Origin of the sequence: Campylobacter sp. US33a, from assembly GCF_004378855.1 — a bacterium.
GTDB lineage: Bacteria > Campylobacterota > Campylobacteria > Campylobacterales > Campylobacteraceae > Campylobacter_D.
In genome coordinates this window covers 1-17,779 of record NZ_RYYL01000002.1, presented here as the reverse complement: position 1 = coordinate 17,779, position 17,779 = coordinate 1, and the positions used below count along the sequence as shown (strand labels likewise).

Genomic DNA, 17,779 nt, shown 5'->3' with positions numbered 1-17,779 from the left:
TTAATTCTTTAAAATGAAATTTAAAAGCTTTGAAACACTAAAACCAAAATACTCAAACACATCTTTATCTTTACCACTCTCACCAAAGCTTTCTATGCCATAAACCTCATCACAGAATTTATAAAGTTCATTAGAATGTGCCGCTTCAATTCCTATTACTTTACCTTTTAAAAGCCTTTCTTGATAAGCTTTGTCTTGTTTTTCAAAAAGCTCAAAACAAGGCATAGAAACTACATTACAAAACACGCCTTGCTTTTCTAGCTCATTTGCCACTTCTAAGCACAGACTAACCTCGCTTCCACTTGCTAAAAGTGTGAATTTAGCATTTTCATTTTCTTTTAGCAAATAAGCTCCATTTTTCACATCACCAAAAATAGGCTCACTTAAGGCTTTGAGTTTTTGGCGTGAAAGCACAAAAGCGCAAGGCACTTCAGCTTCTAAAGCAATTTGCCAAGCCTTGACATTTTCTACCCCATCAGCCACTCTAAAGGTTAAGAAATTTGGCATAGCTCTAAAAGTACTAAGTTGTTCGATAGGTTGGTGCGTTGGTCCATCTTCTCCAACACCTATACTATCGTGTGTAAAGATAAAAAAATGTTTTATTTTCATTAAAGCTGCAATTCTAGCTGCTGGTTTTAAATACTCGCTAAAAATGAAAAAAGTCGCCGAAAAAGGTAAGAAAATTCCATATCTTGCAAAGGCATTATTAATTGCTGCCATAGCGTGTTCTCTTATACCAAAATGGATATTTTTTCCTTCTACAAAATCGCCCATTTTATGAAGTTCTGTTTTATTTGAAGGGCCCAAATCCGCACTTCCACCCAAAAAGCCTTCTAAACTTGCGGCCAAGACATTTAAAATTTCGCCATTGCTATCTCTTGTGGCTAAGTCTTTTCCTTTAAAATCAGGGAAATTAATCTTGCTAAAATCAGGCTTTAAAAGTCTTTCTAATAATTCTTTTTTACTGCTTTTTTCTAGCACACTTTTCCATTTTGCTTCTTCTAAATCCCCAAGTTCTACTGCACTTTCAAAGCGAATTTTTACATCTTCGCTTATCTCAAAGCTTAAATTCTCATCAAACCCCGCTTCTTTTTTAGCCTTTTTGATCACTTCTTCACCCAAAGGTGCGCCGTGACTTTTATGGCTTCCCTCAAGCTCTCCCGCGCCTTTTGCGATTTTTGTGTGTGCGATGATAAGACAAGGTTTTTTGCTTGCTTTTGCAGTTTTTAAAGCTACATCAATTTCTTCAAAATTATGCCCATCGATTTCTAGCACTTCAAAATGTTGTGCTCTAAAGCGTTCTTTTACATTTTCATTAAAAGCTAAAGCCACATCGCCTTCAATGGAAATTTCATTACTATCATAAATTAAAATCAAATTATCAAGCTTATGAAGTCCAGCCATTGAACAAGCCTCATAAGAAATCCCTTCTTGTAAATCTCCATCTCCACAGAGACAATAAATTTTATGATTAATTAAATCTTCACCCAAAATTTTTGCCGCCTTCTTAGCTGCCATAGCAAAGCCTACTGCATTTGCCACGCCTTGTCCTAAAGGTCCAGTAGCGATTTCTACGCCTGTGGTTGAAATTTCAGGATGACCTGGGGTTTTTGAGTGAAGTTGGCGAAAGTTTTTAAGATCATCCAAACTTAAATCATACCCACTTAAATGCAAAAAGCTATATAGCAAAGCACTGGCATGTCCACCTGAAAATATTAATCTATCGCGGTTTAACCAAGTTGGGTTTTTAGGATTATGAGAAAGATGATAACTTAAAACCGTTAAAATATCAGCCATTCCCAAAGGCGCACCAGGGTGACCTGAATTTGCCTTTTGCACCATATCTGCACTTAAAAATCTTAAAGTATTTGCCTGTTTAGCAAGCATAAGTTTATTCATTGTTTTTCCTTTATAATATTTACAAAATTAAAATTTGCCAAAGCGATTGCAAGAACCAATAAAGCCAAGCTATAAAATAAAACCATATGAGCCATTCCCGAGCTGAATGGATACTTAAGTGTTGGAATTCTATTAAAATAAAACAAACATAAAAATGCAACTACTGCCAATACAGCAGAGCTTATAAGCACACATTTTAAAAACTTCTTTTCGCTAATTTTCACTAAATACCTTATCCATAAACAAAAACTTGCACTCATAAAAAATAATAAAACCATTTTAAGAATACTTAGGACAGCCCTGTGTTTATCATAATCTACAGCGCGTATATAAAAAATATCATTTTGTAGTATACCCCACAAAAAAGTAGCGATTAAAAACCAAATAAAATATTTTATTTTTAAGCCAAAATCATTAAGAATTTTTATCCAAAAAATAGAAAAAATAATATAGCAAACAGCAAAAACATAAGGAGAATAGTACGGATAAACAGCAAAAACATAAGGAGAATAGTACGGATAAATAGAAGGGATAAAAGGAAACTCACTATTCATAGGATTTTCACTAAAATATATCCCCCATCCAAAAGCAACACACCAAAATAAAAGACTAAAAAAAAGCATATATTTCTTCTCTCTTATTTTGTCTTCAAATTTTAAAGCTTCTATATCTTGATCGTTCATTGTTTTCCTTAAAGATATTGTTTTATTAGATCGCTTATCATTTTTGCGATCACTTTATCCACACTAGCCAAACTTTGCTCGCACTCAAGCTTTAAGCGATTTTTTGAATTTATAGCCTCTTCTAAGCCAAGCAAATTCACAAAAGAATTTTTATGCTCGTCGTGTTTTGTGGGCTTTCCACTTTCTTCTTCACTCATAGTCGCATCGATGATATCATCGTTGATTTGAAAAATGAGTCCAAGTTTTAAGCCGATTTGATAAATCTTTTCGCTTTCTTTTTCATCTAACTCACAAATTTCACAACCCATTTTCAAGGCCGCTGCTATGAGTTTTGCAGTTTTATGCATATGTAAAAACTCAAGCTCTTCTAAATTTAACCTTTTATCTTCAAAATAACAATCAATTGCTTGACCTATAATCATACCATTAAGCCCCGCGTTAAAAGCTAGGGTATTTACAAGTTTTAATTTCACGCTATCTTTTAAATCAAGTTTTGAAAGAAGTAAAAAGGCTTCAGTATTTAAAGCATCGCCCACTAAAACAGCCGTGGTTTCATCATAAGTTTTGTGTAAAGTAGGAGTTCCTCTTCTAAAATCCGCATTATCCATAGCAGGCAAATCATCATGTATGAGTGAGTAAGTATGGATAAATTCTAATGCTAAAGCCGCATCTAAGGCGTTTGATATAAGGCTTGGTGTTTTTGCTTCTACGATGCCTAGTAAAAGTTGAGCACGAAAGTGCTTCCCCCCTGCTTTTAACATCACCGCTAAGGCTTCATTAAAAAAAGGATGGAAGCTTTTTACTTTAGGCAAGTTTTTTTCTAAATGATTGTTGAAAAGTTCTAAAATCACTTAGCAAGCCTTATGAAAAACTGAAATTGTCCATCGCCTTGATTGCTGTCTAAATTTCCAACAGGAAGTTTTTTGCTCGATCTTTGCACCAAAACATTAAAATCATTTCCTTGCGCTAGAATATTTTGCAACTGTTTAAAATCATTAATGATTTGATTATTTACTCTTAAAATTTTATCTCCAACCAAAAAACCAGCGCTATCTGCCTTTGAATTTGTTTCCACTTTGGTTATAACAAGATTTGAATTCACACTTAAGCCAAGATTGCTTCTAAAACTTGAAATTTTAGGCTTTGGTTTTGAATTTGGTAAATTAAATTTACTTAAGTCTTTATTAAAAACTACCGCAGAAACATTCACATCTTGATTGTCCCTTAAAATAGAAAAATACAAAGTACTGCCCCTATCGGCAAATAAAACCTTTTCATTTAGCTCTCTTATGTTTTTAATTTTTTCACCATCTACGCTGATAATTTCATCATTAACCAAAAACTGCCCTGTTTTTCTGACATTGCTGACATAAATTTTATCATCACGCACTTCAAAATCCGCGCCAATATCTCCCCAATACACATCATTATACTTCATAAAATGCTTTAAATAACGATTTCCAATAAATGCGCCATTATTAAGAGAAATTCCGACCATATTACAACACGGAGTATTTAACTGCCCTATTTTAGTTTTAAAATCAAGCTGATCTTTTTCGTCAATATTTTGAGCCAAATATTTCAAATGTCCTATAAAAGGGGTATTAGCATCTAAAATCCCCACCCAATCATTGCGTGTTAAATTTTGCTCATCTGTCATTTTTGCTGGAATTAAACTAAAATCAGTTCTTACAAGGTATAAATTTAAAAAAGGATCGTATTTAACATATTTATTTAATTTTTTACTAGGACTTTTCACAACAGCAAGCAAATTTTCACTTAAAGCAAAGGCATTCATTCCTTCATAATTTAAAATACTCGCCTTATTTTTCTCAAAACAAGTGATAAAATCTTCCATTCTGGGTCTTTCAATCCCAAAAGCAAAAACAACAACAAACAAAGATAATAAAGCACCTTTGATTAAATTTGTTCTCATAGTTTCATACCTCCTAAAACATCGCTTGCTATGTTATTACGATTTTGCGCCACCATAGCCAAAACATCATTAATCGCAGAGATAAGTAAAATTTGCAAAGATTCTTTATCCTCAAGCAAAGAATCATCAATACTCACATCGATAATTTCGCCTTTGCCATTTGCACTTACTTTTACAAGTCCAGCACCACTTTTTGCACTAAATTCGCGATTTGCAAGCTCTAATTCTATGCTTTTTGCTTTTTCTTGCACTTGATTTAAAAGCTCCCCCATTTTAGAAAAATCCATATTTTCAAACATCATATTCCTTATTTTTGATTTAAAATTTCATTGACGATTATTTTATCACTAAAAGGATATTTTACTCCTTTAATTTCTTGAGTGTCCTCATCGCCTTTACCCAAAATAACGACAAATTCATCATTTTTGCGCATTTTTAAAGCCATTTCAATAGCTTTTTTTCTATCCGCCTCGATAAATACATTTTCATCGACCTTTATCCCAGATAAAATATCATTAATGATATCCAAAGGCTCTTCACTGCGTGGATTGTCGCTTGTAATAATTAGCGTTTTGGCATAATGTTTTGCAATTTTTCCCATCAAAGGGCGTTTGCTTTTATCTCTATCACCACCTGCGCCAAAAACAACAATGAGTTTTTTATTTTTAAGTGCGTCAAGGACTTTTTCAATGCCATCTGGCGTGTGTGCAAAATCAACGATTACCCCTTCTGCTACAACTTCCATTCTTCCACAAACCCCACCAAAACCACTAATAGCTTTTTCTAAATCTTTTAAATTAGGACTTACAAGCTCATTAACACAAGCACTTGCGGCTAAAAGATTATAAAGATTAAAAAGTCCCACAAGGGAAGAATCTATATGGAAAGTTTGATCTTTTGCCATCACAACTGCGCTAATTCCACTCTCTAAAGAATAAGCTTTGATATGATACAAAGCCGGATTTTCTATGCCATAAGTAAAAGAATTTCTAACATTAAATTTAATTGCTTGTGTGTCTTTGTTGATAAATTTCAAGCTTTCATCGGTAAAAAAGCTTTCTTTTGCTAGTTTATAATTTTCAAAAGTTTTATGAAAATCTAAATGATCTTGAGTGATATTGGTGAAAATTTTGGCTGCGAATTTCAAGCCCTCGATGCGATTTTGAACCAAAGCATGAGAACTTACTTCCATAATGAAAAATTCACATTTTTTCTGTGTAGCAAGCTGTAAATACTCCAAAGTTTTAAGAATAGGCGAAGTGGTTAAGGATTTTTCATCAATTTTCTCATCATTCATAAAAGCCCCACGCGTCCCACAAAGGGCACATTTAAAGCCTAAATCAAGCAAAATCGAGTAAATCGCAGCCGCAGTTGTGGTTTTGCCATTAGTGCCTGTAATGCCTATGATTTTAATGTTTTCATCAATTTCAAGCATTTTTTTGGCTTTTTCTATATCGATAATGTTTGCACCATTTTGCCTAGCTTGATTCACAAATTTTGCATTTTGTGCTGTGCTGAGAAAAAAACAGTCTTTTTGGCATTCTAAAGAATTATCTGTGATGAAGGTATTTTTATAATTTATTATCACTTTTATATCCTTTAAGGCGTTCTTGAAGTTTTATAAATCTTGCGTGGTTTGAAAAATGTGGCAAAACACTTTCTATATAATTTAAAGTCATTTCGATATAGCCATTATCAAGTAATTTCTCTAAAAATTCTATGAAATCTTCTCTATCGCTTATGATGAGTTTTCCTGAAAAAATCACATTTTCAAAACTTCTTTTAAAGCCAACATTTTTCTCGCTTTCCAAAAAATCCCCATAATTTAAAGCTTTGTTTTCATCTTCGTTATAATCTACGACTTTTTGGTGCTTTGACTCACGAATTTTTAGTAATTCTTCCATTTCTTCATCAATAAATTTTAATTTATAATTATCTTTATAAAATTCAAAAAGCAACAAAGCTTCTTGAGGAGAATGAAGTCCTATATCGCAAAGAGAGACAAAGATAAACAAACGCTTATTTTTTCTCCTTTCATAAGCCAAAGAAAAATACAATTTTGCTGTTTTAAAATCCATTTTTAAAAAATGCTCTATGGCTATTTTTTTATAATTTTGCAAATTCGTCCGCTCCGCCATTTAAATTCACTATGGTAATTTCAGGATGTATGTCGATTTTAAGCTGTCTTTCTAAGTGGTATTTTAGCGTTGTTCCACTTGCCGCACAGCCCTTACAAGCACCGATTAAATGCACATAAACCACGCCGTTTTTAATGCCTAAAAATTCAAGCCCACCGCCATCGCGTTCTAAAATATACATACTTTTATCCAAACTTGCTTTAACAGGCTTTACAAGCTCTTCATCACTAAAAGGCATCATTTGTTTTCCTTATAATTATTTTCTTAACTTTAGCGAGATTGTCTTTAAAAAAAGGTAAATTAAGTAATTTTTCTTTGTTTTATACAAGATTATTCTAAGATTGACTTGTTAAAATCATTTTTTAAATAATTAGGATTACAAAATGCAAAAACACACCAAAATTCACGGCTTTGCTAAATTTAAACTCATTATTATCCTTGCTTTGATGTCAAGCATTGCTCCACTTTCAACGGATATGTATTTACCCGCACTTACGCATGTAGAACAAAGCTTTCAAACCACAACAGCACTTACCCAGCTTTCGCTGACTAGCTTTTTTGTCGCCTTTGCTTTAGGACAATTAATTTATGGACCAATAAGCGATATTTTTGGACGAAAAATTCCCGCACTCATTGGAATAGCACTTTTTTTAACCTCATCTTTTGCTTGTATGATTGCAAACTCGATCGAAGCTTTCATTGTCTTAAGATTTTTTGAAGCTTTGGGCGGATGCGCAGGGATAGTCATAGCAAGGGCTATTGTTAATGATTTATTTGAGATTAAAGAAGCAGCGGGGATCTTTGCTTTAATGATGGTTTTTAGCTCTATTGCTCCTATGCTTTCGCCGACTTTTGGAGGATTTTTACTCGAATACTTTTCGTGGCATAGCATTTTTACGACTTTATTCATTTTGGGGACTATTTTGTTTTTCATGATAGCATTTGGACTTAAAGAGTCCGCGCCTCACCTTGGAAAAATCAAATTTTCAAACAAGCAAACTTTGCAAAATTATATCTTTGTTTTAAAGGATAAAAAATTCATCGTATATATCTTTTCTGCAGGCTTTGCTATGGCTATGCTTTTTGCTTATATAACCGGCTCTTCTTTTGTTTTTACTAGGGTTTATAATTTAAGTGAGCAGCAATACTCAGCACTTTTTGGTATCAATGCGCTTGGTTTTGTGACTTTTGCCAATATCAATGCTCGTTTGGTGCGCAAATTTGATCCTGAAAAGATTTTAAAAAATGCCCTACTAATTATGCTTGTATGTGCTTGTGTTTTAACGCTTGGCGCTTTTATAAAGGGTAATTTTTGGCTTTTTGAAATTTCTCTTTTTTCTTGTATCGCTTTACTTGGTTTTATCATTCCAAATACCACAACTTTGGCTATGGCGCGTTTTAAGGATCACTCGGGCACAGCCTCTGCGGTGCTTGGCTTTGTGCAATTTGCCCTAGCAGGACTTATCTCATCTTTAGTGGGTGCTTTAGACGCAAATACTCCGCTAATCCTTGCTTTTGTAATGTGTGCTTGTGTTTTAATCGCAAATGGGGTGTATTTTCTAGCTAAGCATAAGGCTTAGCTAGGCACTATGGAATTTTTTCGTGCGGTTTTTTGGAGTGAGAAAATACAAAGCAAAAGGATAATGCCATATAAAACACTAGTGGATTTTATGGTGTTTTCTATAATCTTGTCTTGATTTATAGTATGCGTATATTCTTCTCCTAAAACTTCCTTGGCTATATTTGAATTTACATCGTTTAATTTTAAAAGATTTTCTTTATTTGCTACTATCAATGCTTTAGCTGAATTTAACTCTGTAAAAGAAATATTTTGATCTTTTAAATGGAGATTAAAATCATTCTGCAATATGCTTGCTAGATTTATAATAGCACTCGTATTTAAATCATTTAAACTTTTTTCAAATTGACTTTCATAAAGTTTGCCCGATGAAAATATACCTGTAAAAGGGTTTATAAATTGTGGTTTTTCAATTAAAACACTAAAAAAAACAATATATGCCAAAGTTAAAACAAAAAAACGCGAAAGTTTTTCAGAAAAAAATATCCAACTAAAAAAAGAAACCAATAAAATATAACAATATATAATGATAGGCTCTGGATTTTGAAAGAAGAATAATAAAAATATACCGCAACCCATACCCAAAAATAATAAAAATCGAAATATGCGTAATTTAAATGCACCCTCATAAGTAATATATGACAAAAAAGCTATAATTACAATTACTCTAAAAGCTGTTATAAATATAAACTCATAAACAAACTGAACAGTATTATTAATTTGTAACCACCAAACAAACGAAGCATAAAGCGCAATCATTACAACTGTAAAGTTAAGTATTTTTAAAAAGCTTGTATGGTGACTACTAGTGTTTCTGTATATAAACAATAATACAAAATTAACCCATTCGGTAAAATCATATAATTCTTCTTTTAAAAATTTTGCACTAGCGTTTTTACAATCTGTAACATCAATCGCACTTTTAGCTTTTATCGCGATCTCTTCCTCTTTCGCATAAAGCTCTAACTTGTGCCATTCTTGAGCTTCTAGGGTATTATTTTGTGTGATTAAAATATCTTTTATAACCCTGAAAGAATCTTTTAAATGTTTGGCGCATTTTAATTTACAATTATTATTACGCTGTTCTTCTGTTATTTCTTGTTTATTTTCATATGTCTCATCTTGATAGTTATCTTCTATATATTTCTCCACTGATTTAAAATCTAGCTTATATATATCAACATTAATCAAATTTGCAGCTTTTTGCTCTTTAAAATAACAAGCACTAAAATTCGGAGCCTTATAAAACTTTGCTCCATAAAAACAAGTTATATTATCAAATTTACACTCGTGAAAATCAGCATAACTAGAAAATTCAGAGTTGTTAAAATAAACTTCATCTTCAAAATGAGTATTTGAAAAATTTAATTTTTTTTGATTATCTTTATATCCAAATTTAGAATCTACAAAATAACACCTATTTTCAAATTTATTTTTCCATAAATTTATTTTTTCTATGGTGCAATTTTTTATAAAAAGATATCCTTTAAAAATATTTTGTTGCAAATCTAATGATTTAATTTTTTTGTTTTCAACAGAGCAATTTATAAAAACCAAATGATCTAAAAATTGGTTTTGATATATTTTTAGATCTTTAGAAAACGCACACTGATTAAAAGTTAATATTTTTTCAAAAATAATATTTTTCAAATTTAATGACTTTTCAAAAGTACAATTATAAAAATATAAATGGTTTTTAATTGTCTCTACATTATCTTTTTTCACGCCTTTTGACTCATCTATATGCAAATCAATATTGCAATTATTAAAAATAACATTACATGGAATACTTTTTATCTTATCATATGGTAAGCATATATCTATTATCCCATCGTCTTTACCACAAACTGAATACCATTTTTCATCGCTAGGAAATAATTCATCTTTTTGTCTAAAGTCTTGCTTGCCTTTTATCTCTTCATTATTTAGAATAGATATATCATATTCTTTTATATTATTTGGATTGTTTTTTGATAAAATATTAAATAACTGTCTTCTAATTTCATACTCACTCTTATCATTTTGATGTGTTTCTTCACAACATTTCTCTAAGGTATTAAGTATTTTTTCAAGTGTTTTTTTCATCATTTAATCCTTCCTATTTTTCAACTTGGCACTATGGAATTTTTTCTAATTGTCTTTATAAAAGAAAATACAACAAAACCAAAAACGATTGTATAAATTCCACCCATTGTGCTAAGTGGATCTAGCATAGCTCTTTTATCTGTAAAAAATCCCATAGCAGGGATAAGAATTTTCGGTGAAACCACTAGGACTAAAAGAGTTATCGCATAAGATATGATTATAAAAAATTCTCTTATATATTTTAGACATAAAGCAAATCCAACTAAAATCAAATAACCAAAAAGCATTGCAAAATTTACTTTTACCACAAACAAATAATTGTCCTGTATGATAGAATTTATATGATGATTATAAAAATCCAATGAAAAATACCAATGCTCTAAAATAGGCTTATATCCAAGACTATAGTTAAAACCAAAAACCATCACAACGCTTGATAGCACAAAAATCCCTATCACCAAAATAAGCGAATTTAAACTTTGTAAAATATCGGTATGATGATCACAAAGCTTGCGATAAAAGACAAGTTGCCATTTGTCCATCCATTCTCTAGAAAATATCTTGGACTTTTTAAATTTTAGCTCTATCTCTTTACAATAAAGCTCATATTTGTGAAATTTTGAAGCGTCTAAAAGATTGTTATCTTTTATCAAAGCATTTTTAAAAGTTCTGAAAGAATCTCTAAAATCATTTGCGAATTTATCTAAAGATTTTTTTTCTTTAGTTTCATTAAAATCTTTGTATTCTTGTTTGATTCTCTCTTGTAGATTGCCAAAAGTAAAATTTAAATTTGTATTAACTACATTTAAATTTTCTTTGAAGATAGCTTGAGAAAAATTTGGAGTTTTATCAAATCTCACTCCGTAAAAACAAGCAGTTTTTTTAAATTCACATTCATGAAAATCAACATAATCTTTAAAATGGGAATTATTGAAATAGATACTGTTAAAAAAATTAGAATTATGAAAAACAACTCTTTTTTTAAAAATACAATTTTTAAATAAAGTGTCCTGTTCATTGTTATAATATTTATTTTCAGGCAAAGATGTTCCAGATATAAAGCGTTTAAAATTTATTTCATCTTCAAAAATACAATTAGAAAAATCCATGCCATTAAGAAAACAAACCGTATTGTCATTATCAATTATATGTAAAGAAACTTTAGATTTAAACTCACAATTAGAAAAATACACTCTCTCATAGCAACTAAAATTTATATAAACTTCTTTTTTAAAAATACTTTTATAATCTTTTCCCTCATAGCCGTAATCATTTTCTAAATCTTCAAGTTCGTTTTTAGGGATTGATTTAACATCTCCTACCATTCCATAGGAAAAAAAACAAGGAGCTATAAAAGCTTTGATTTCATTCAGATCTTTCAAGTTATCTGATGTATTTTGCTCCATCTGTCTTGTAATTTTTGATTTTTCTATAAAAGTATTTAATATTAATCCGAAATTAAAATGATAGACAATATTATTGTTATCTTCTATTTTATCTATAATTTTTACATCATTAAAATTGTTTTTATTATTTTCTTCTAAAATATTATAAATAATATATGGATTTAATGGTTTAGCCAATTTTCCAACATCTAGTTTATTGCCTGAGGATACTATTTGCCTCTTATTGATTTGCATAAATCTAACTAAATCTAGAGAAATAGTTAATTTCTCATTATCCAAACCTTTTATAAAGATACCACTATTTGGTATTTCTAAATCAATATTATATATATCCCTTATCATCGTTTTCCTTCAATGATTTTTATTTCTTCTTCGTTTAGGTTGTAAAGTTTATAAACGATAGAGTTTATTTTGTCTTCTTGGATTTTGGTGTTTGCGTTTTTGTCTTGTTCTTTTAAAACTAAAATCTCATCGACTGAATTTACAAGCTCATCGGCTATTTTTTGATTTTTAGAATTTATATCTACTATAGGAATATTTAACAAAGGCTCTTTGTCGATTTGATAATTATTACCTTGCATTTTTCCTTTATGTTTTAACCAAAATGCGACAAGCTTTGAATTTAAAAGCCCTGTTAAATATTTCACATTTATTCTTTGTGTTTTGATAATATAAAAAGTTGCTGAAACATAACAATCAAAATCAACATAACTAAATTTAGGCTCACCTACGCATTTTCTAAGTGCCACAATTCTAGGGCTTCCTTTAAAAAATTTCTCATCTCTTGCTCGGTGCAAACCATAAGGTTTATTATCTGAAGTTATAACTTTTTTAAATTTATCTAAATGCTTTTTTAAATTTGGATAATTATCCATAGAATTTAGATTTTTAAATGATGAATTTGTATAAATAACCCAAAAATCATTATCTTTTTTAGCGTAATATTTTTCTATGCTATTGCTTTCAAAAATAGGTTTTAATAAATTTTTTTCATTTTTTAAAAGATTTAGTTTTTCAACTTCTTCATTTGTTAGCTTTTGAATACCTTGTCCTATATAAAAATTTTTTCCCAAAATCTCTAAAGACTTCTTATTTACATTCTCTTGTGGATAAACTATCCCTTGTGCGACTTCTTTTTCTTCAAGATAAAATTTCCCATATTTTTGAATTTTATTGAAAAGTTCTTCATAATCACTTTTTGTGAAATTTAAAGTTTTATCTATGAATTTTTTTGGAGCTAAATTTATGCTTAAAATTTCATTGTTTTGGTTTTTTTCATTTTTTAAAATACTTAGAGCATCTTCATAAATTGGAGTTTGGGTTGTGATTTTAGCAAAATGAAATTCATAATTTTTAGGCGGTTTTGTTTTTTGAAATTGCATTATCATCGTTTGTATACTTGCAGAATCAAACACCATAAAAGAGCTAAAATCAACAAGGCTTAAAATTTGGGATTCTTCTAAAACTATATTGCGTAGTTTTTTAGCTCCTGAATTTGTAATCCAATTATTTGTAGCGATAAACGATAAATATCCATTGTTTTTTAATATATCAAATCCACGCCCTACAAAATGATACCAAATGTCCATTTTTCCTTGATAAGTTCTTAGCTTTTTTGTATTAGTAAAAAATTCTTTATTGTCCGCTTCTTTTATATAAGGCGGATTGCCAATGATGAGATCAAAGCCTTTGAAATTTCCATCATCGTCTAAAATTTCAGGAAATTCAAAACGCCATTCAAAAGGATGATTGCTTTCTAGGTTAAAAATAGCATTGTAGTCATCTTTGAGTTTTTTAAATTCTTTTGTGGCTTCTTTTTCATCAAAATCAAAAAGAGTCAAATTCGCACTGACAAAAATTCTCAAATTCTCATCATTTACAGCTAAGAAATTGCCGTATTTTTTGGAGTATTTTTCGCATTTTTCATTAAAACTTTTCATCTCTTTTTTAAATTTATCCGCAAAGCAGAAATTTTTAAAAGAAATTTTGAGATTTTTTATCTCTTGGTTGATTTGGCTTTTATCTGTATAAAAGCCCTCTTTGTAGTCTTTGACTATGTTTTTGTATTTATTCATGCGTTCTTTGATATTAGGATAATGGCTTAGGCTTTTGTCAATTTCAAAGTAAGATATCAAAGAATTCCCGCATTTTATGTTTATATCGATGTTTGGCAGAGTTTTAAGATCATGATAATTCTCATCATCAAAACTTTGATAAAAACTGTGTTTTAAAAGCTCTATCCAAAGCCTTAGCTTTGTGATCTCGCATGAGTTTGGGTTGATATCTACTCCAAAAAGGTTGTTTTCTATGATGTCTTTTTTCGTGTAAAAAAGTTCTTTTTGGATCAAGTGGGCTTTGTCCTTGTCTGAATGCGGGCGTTTGTATTCTATAAATTCACCTTTGCGGTTAGTGATGAGAATTTCATCGTTTTGCACTTCCAGGTAAAACTCCTCATCAAAAAGATTTAGCTCATCGTAGATACTAAGCATAACATTTAAAGCCGACACTAAAAAATGCCCGCTACCCACCGCAGGATCGCAAATTTTTATAGAATTTAAAAGCTCTTTTTGCACTTTTTTATCTTCTTTTCTCAAAGCTTGTCTTAACTCGCTTATATCTTTGGCATCAAGATCAAATCGGGTATTAAATTTATCAAGCACAACCTTTGTGATACTTTCTTTACACATATAAGAAGTGATAAAGCTTGGAGTGTAAAAGCTTCCTTCTTTGTAGCCGTTAAGTTTTTCAAATACATTTCCTAAAACACTTGAACTTATGAGTTCTTTTTGACTCAAAATCTCGCTTTGCTCATCATCACTGCCAAAATCAAAGCTATCCAAAAATTCAAACAAATATTCCAAAAGTCCCACTTGTCCTTTTTTAGTCTTGCATTTGTCATCTTTTAGCACAGTGTTTTTGTAGTAGTTAAGTTTTAAATCGTTGTTTAGGCTCGAAATTTCAAGCGTATTTTCTATGCTTTGTTTTTCAAACAAAGAAGAATTTAAGTAAGGCAGATAAGCAAATTCACTTTTCTTTCGTGTGCTTCTTTCTTTGGCTAAAACTTCAAAGAAAAGTTCACTAAGCTTATCAAAATCAGGTATTTTTTTAAAATTTAAAAATTTTAAATTTTTATCATCATTAAAACGCACCAAATTTGACTCTATAAGCTTTAAAAATAAGATACGATTAAGCCATAAAATCAAAAGTTTTAAAATGGTTTCAAAATTTTCTTCTTTAAGTTTGGAATTTATAGCAGTATAAAAAGTGCCTTGTTCTGCTTTGCTTTCTTCGCTTTTTGTGATGATGAGCTTTGAGTTTTGTTTGCTTTCACAAAGTCCTAAGATATATAAAAGCTCTTTGTAAAAGGTATTGTTTAAGGAATTTGCATCGTTGGGATTAAATTCGCTTAGTAAAAAGTCTTTGTGAAAAATTTTAAATAAAGGCTTAAGTTTGCTAAAACTTGATTTATCTTGCTCTAAAATAGGCTTGAAATCGACAAAAACACCCTTTAAGCTAGGCTCATCAAAAAGATCTTTTCTCGTGATAGAATCAAGATATTTTTGACTCTTCAAAAGCTTTTCGCATTCTTTATAAAACTCGTCAGTATTGCCCTTAAAAAGAGAATTTTTGCTTTCAAAATTTTCAAAAGTTTCTTTGAAGTATTTGTTGTTGTTAAAAAGATTTTCAAACAACTCCGCCTTAAAGATATAAAAACGATAAAAATCTGTGATAATGATGTATTTAAGCGATGAATTTAAGGCTTTTCTTTCGCGAAGATAATACAAAATACACTCGTGCAAAGCCTTGCAATTTGGCTTGTTTGGACTGAAAAAATCCTTAGAATTTGGTAATTTTGCTTCAATGATAACTTGAATTTGCTTATCTTTTTTCAAGGCTAGATCTATACCGCTATTGCCTTTATGTATGCTTTTTACCTCACACTCAAAACTCAAACTTTCAAAAAATTTGCCAAGGGCGTTTGCTACTAGGGAGTCTTCGTTGTTTTTGAGATTGTCTTTTAAATTTGTTTTATAATCTTTTAAAATTTTAATGAATTTATTTAACTCTACTTCTAAAATCGGCTTTTTGCGGTAGTAAGGGTTGAGAAATTCTTTTTCATCTATAGATTTAAAATTCATTAATTCGCCTTTATTGAAAAAAAATAATTTTTATTTTACTAAAATTTACTTTTATAAAAGCTATATTTTAGAATTTAATATATCATCAATATCTTTATATGCTTGTTGTATAAGATTTTTATTAAAAAAATCATTTAAAATTTTAATAAAATCTTTTGTAAAATTTTGACTTTCAATCAACCAATAAATAAAAGCATATTCTCCTTCTAGTTTTTCATTATTTATTAATTTATCGCAATAATAGTGGTTTTGATATTTTCTAACATTTTCTTCTTTTATATCTTTAAATAATTTTAAACATTCTTGATATTTTTCATTTTCTATATCTTCATCATTATCATTTGAAATTTCAAATGTCAAACCAACAGTATTGTAGTAACTTTTTTTAAAATATAAATATATACAAGGGTATAAACTTTCGTCTTTGTAAGATTTAGGATAAAACATAAACACACCATGATTGACACGATTTTCTTCTATTTTGTTACCAATAAAAGTTATATCACCTATTTTAATTTCCATATATTCAAAATTATCAAAAAATTCTTCTATTATGTATTCACAGATACTATTCCATTTATGTTGGATGATAACTTTAGCTTTTTTATAATCTTGCTCATTTAAATTTTTAAGCTCTGATTTGTTTTTGTTATATCTATATAAAACCATAACATTCTTTAAATTTTGCATTTTTACATTATCTTGAAAAATAAATTTCAACACATCATCTCTTTGAATATACTCGTTTGTTATATACCATTGCAAAATATTTCTATATTGATTGAGAGTAAAAATAATGTTTTGTATATCGAGAACAAATTTTTGATCTTTGGTTAGTTTTTCTTCATATGTTTTTATACACTCATCAATCCACTCTTTAATCCATATATAATCTATCTTCAAATAATGACAAATATTGTTTTCATTTTTATCTTTAATCCAATTTTCTCTTATAATAAAACTTCCCAAACTATAATCACTAGGACTAGTATACTCATCTTGATGTAAATATATAGTTAAAATATTTTTATAACAATCTTCTATATTTTTGATATTTTTTCTTACAAAACTAATATAATCTTTCAATTGATTTTTTTGATCTTTTGCATAAATTTTATTTTCTATTATAATATATCTCTTGTCACTTAATATTATTAAAATATCTACCCTTCTATTATCTTTAATACAAGATTCTGTTTCTACACTTTTTATATCCCCTATATTTAAATTTTCAAATTTGGTATTTGCTAAACTTTTGCTAAGTTTTTCCAAAAACTCTTTTGCAAAATTTTTTTGGTAATGCCCTTTATTCACATCAATCAAATAAGCTATAAATTTTGAATGATAATTTTCTTTTTCTTCAACACCCAAAGCCTCAAATATATTTATATTACTCAAGCCATTATTTGCATCTTGTTCAAACTTACCATCTTCTTTAAGCAATCTTTCAACAAATTTTTCCATATATTACCCATTATATTTTTTATAATTTTTTTCATACCAATCTTGTTTACACACAAACAAATCAATTTTAAGTGTAAATCCAATCCACACAATAACCATATATTATAATCTAATAAAAACTAAATATAAGAACTAAAATTCCTATAAAGAAACACATAAAAACCAAATTTATCAAACTCACTATAAACATTTTAAAGTTAAAATGACTAAATCCCCAAATCCAACCCATCAAATAAGCCATTAGAATAATTCAATAACCAACAATACAAATCTAAACCATAAGAAATAACTAAATAACATATAAAAATAAACTTTAGAAACCAATAAAAAGAATAAACTAATTCAAGAATTAAACTAAGTAGTAAGTAAGAATAAGAATTAACAAGTCCGCAATGAGCTACTTTCCCCCTGCCAGTAAGGCGTAGTATCATCACCCACGATGTGCTTAGC

Annotated in this window: 13 protein-coding genes; 1 reads left to right on the top strand and 12 read right to left on the bottom strand. The window is 29.5% G+C overall.

The genetic code is table 11. The features are described 5' to 3' along the window. Genes tkt through ELQ16_RS01170 form a run of 8 tightly spaced genes read right to left on the bottom strand, consistent with a single transcriptional unit; the run spans position 1 to position 6,897 of the window. Positions 1-1,899, bottom strand: a complete 1,899-nt coding sequence (gene tkt / locus ELQ16_RS01205) for a transketolase (protein ID WP_134237761.1) — start codon at positions 1,897-1,899, stop codon at positions 1-3. Further along, on the bottom strand, positions 1,896-2,582 hold the full coding sequence (locus tag ELQ16_RS01200; RefSeq protein WP_134237760.1) for a hypothetical protein: 687 nt from the start codon (positions 2,580-2,582) through the stop codon (positions 1,896-1,898). The genes tkt and ELQ16_RS01200 overlap by 4 nt, the downstream gene beginning before the upstream one ends. Before the next feature lie 8 nt (positions 2,583-2,590). Continuing rightward, positions 2,591-3,430: a polyprenyl synthetase family protein gene (locus ELQ16_RS01195; protein ID WP_134237963.1), complete on the bottom strand. Its 840-nt coding sequence runs from the start codon at positions 3,428-3,430 to the stop codon at positions 2,591-2,593. Then, a complete protein-coding gene (locus tag ELQ16_RS01190) occupies positions 3,430-4,518 on the bottom strand; it encodes a PDZ domain-containing protein (RefSeq protein ID WP_134237759.1) in 1,089 nt (362 codons plus the stop codon). Before ELQ16_RS01190 ends, ELQ16_RS01195 begins: the two co-directional genes overlap by 1 nt. Next, the gene (locus ELQ16_RS01185) at positions 4,515-4,817 is read right to left on the bottom strand and encodes a YbaB/EbfC family nucleoid-associated protein (RefSeq protein WP_134237758.1); all 303 of its coding nucleotides are present in this window, start codon (positions 4,815-4,817) and stop codon (positions 4,515-4,517) included. The genes ELQ16_RS01190 and ELQ16_RS01185 overlap by 4 nt, the downstream gene beginning before the upstream one ends. 8 nt (positions 4,818-4,825) lie before the next feature. Next, a complete protein-coding gene (locus tag ELQ16_RS01180; protein WP_134237757.1) occupies positions 4,826-6,106 on the bottom strand; it encodes a UDP-N-acetylmuramoyl-L-alanyl-D-glutamate--2,6-diaminopimelate ligase in 1,281 nt (426 codons plus the stop codon). Further along, positions 6,090-6,638 (bottom strand): histidine kinase, encoded by a 549-nt coding sequence (locus ELQ16_RS01175; protein WP_134237962.1) that lies wholly within the window; start codon positions 6,636-6,638, stop codon positions 6,090-6,092. The genes ELQ16_RS01180 and ELQ16_RS01175 overlap by 17 nt, the downstream gene beginning before the upstream one ends. Further along, positions 6,625-6,897: a NifU family protein gene (locus ELQ16_RS01170; protein ID WP_134237756.1), complete on the bottom strand. Its 273-nt coding sequence runs from the start codon at positions 6,895-6,897 to the stop codon at positions 6,625-6,627. Before ELQ16_RS01170 ends, ELQ16_RS01175 begins: the two co-directional genes overlap by 14 nt. A gap of 142 nt (positions 6,898-7,039) precedes the next feature. On the opposite strand from ELQ16_RS01170, the gene ELQ16_RS01165 reads away from it, so the two are divergent. After that, on the top strand, positions 7,040-8,236 hold the full coding sequence (locus ELQ16_RS01165; protein ID WP_134237755.1) for a multidrug effflux MFS transporter: 1,197 nt from the start codon (positions 7,040-7,042) through the stop codon (positions 8,234-8,236). Here ELQ16_RS01165 and ELQ16_RS01160 read toward each other — a convergent pair. The 4 genes from ELQ16_RS01160 to ELQ16_RS01145 are packed head-to-tail and all read right to left on the bottom strand — an operon-like array spanning position 8,233 to position 17,329. Next, positions 8,233-10,323, bottom strand: coding sequence for a hypothetical protein (locus ELQ16_RS01160; protein WP_134237754.1), 2,091 nt, complete (start codon positions 10,321-10,323; stop codon positions 8,233-8,235). The genes ELQ16_RS01165 and ELQ16_RS01160 overlap by 4 nt on opposite strands. Positions 10,324-10,340: 17 nt before the next feature. Beyond that, a complete protein-coding gene (locus tag ELQ16_RS10225) occupies positions 10,341-12,068 on the bottom strand; it encodes a pentapeptide repeat-containing protein (protein WP_134237753.1) in 1,728 nt (575 codons plus the stop codon). Next, on the bottom strand, positions 12,065-15,865 hold the full coding sequence (locus tag ELQ16_RS01150; RefSeq protein ID WP_134237752.1) for an Eco57I restriction-modification methylase domain-containing protein: 3,801 nt from the start codon (positions 15,863-15,865) through the stop codon (positions 12,065-12,067). The genes ELQ16_RS10225 and ELQ16_RS01150 overlap by 4 nt, the downstream gene beginning before the upstream one ends. Before the next feature lie 60 nt (positions 15,866-15,925). Continuing rightward, positions 15,926-17,329 (bottom strand): PD-(D/E)XK nuclease family protein, encoded by a 1,404-nt coding sequence (locus tag ELQ16_RS01145; RefSeq protein ID WP_134237751.1) that lies wholly within the window; start codon positions 17,327-17,329, stop codon positions 15,926-15,928. Positions 17,330-17,779 lie beyond the last annotated feature (450 nt).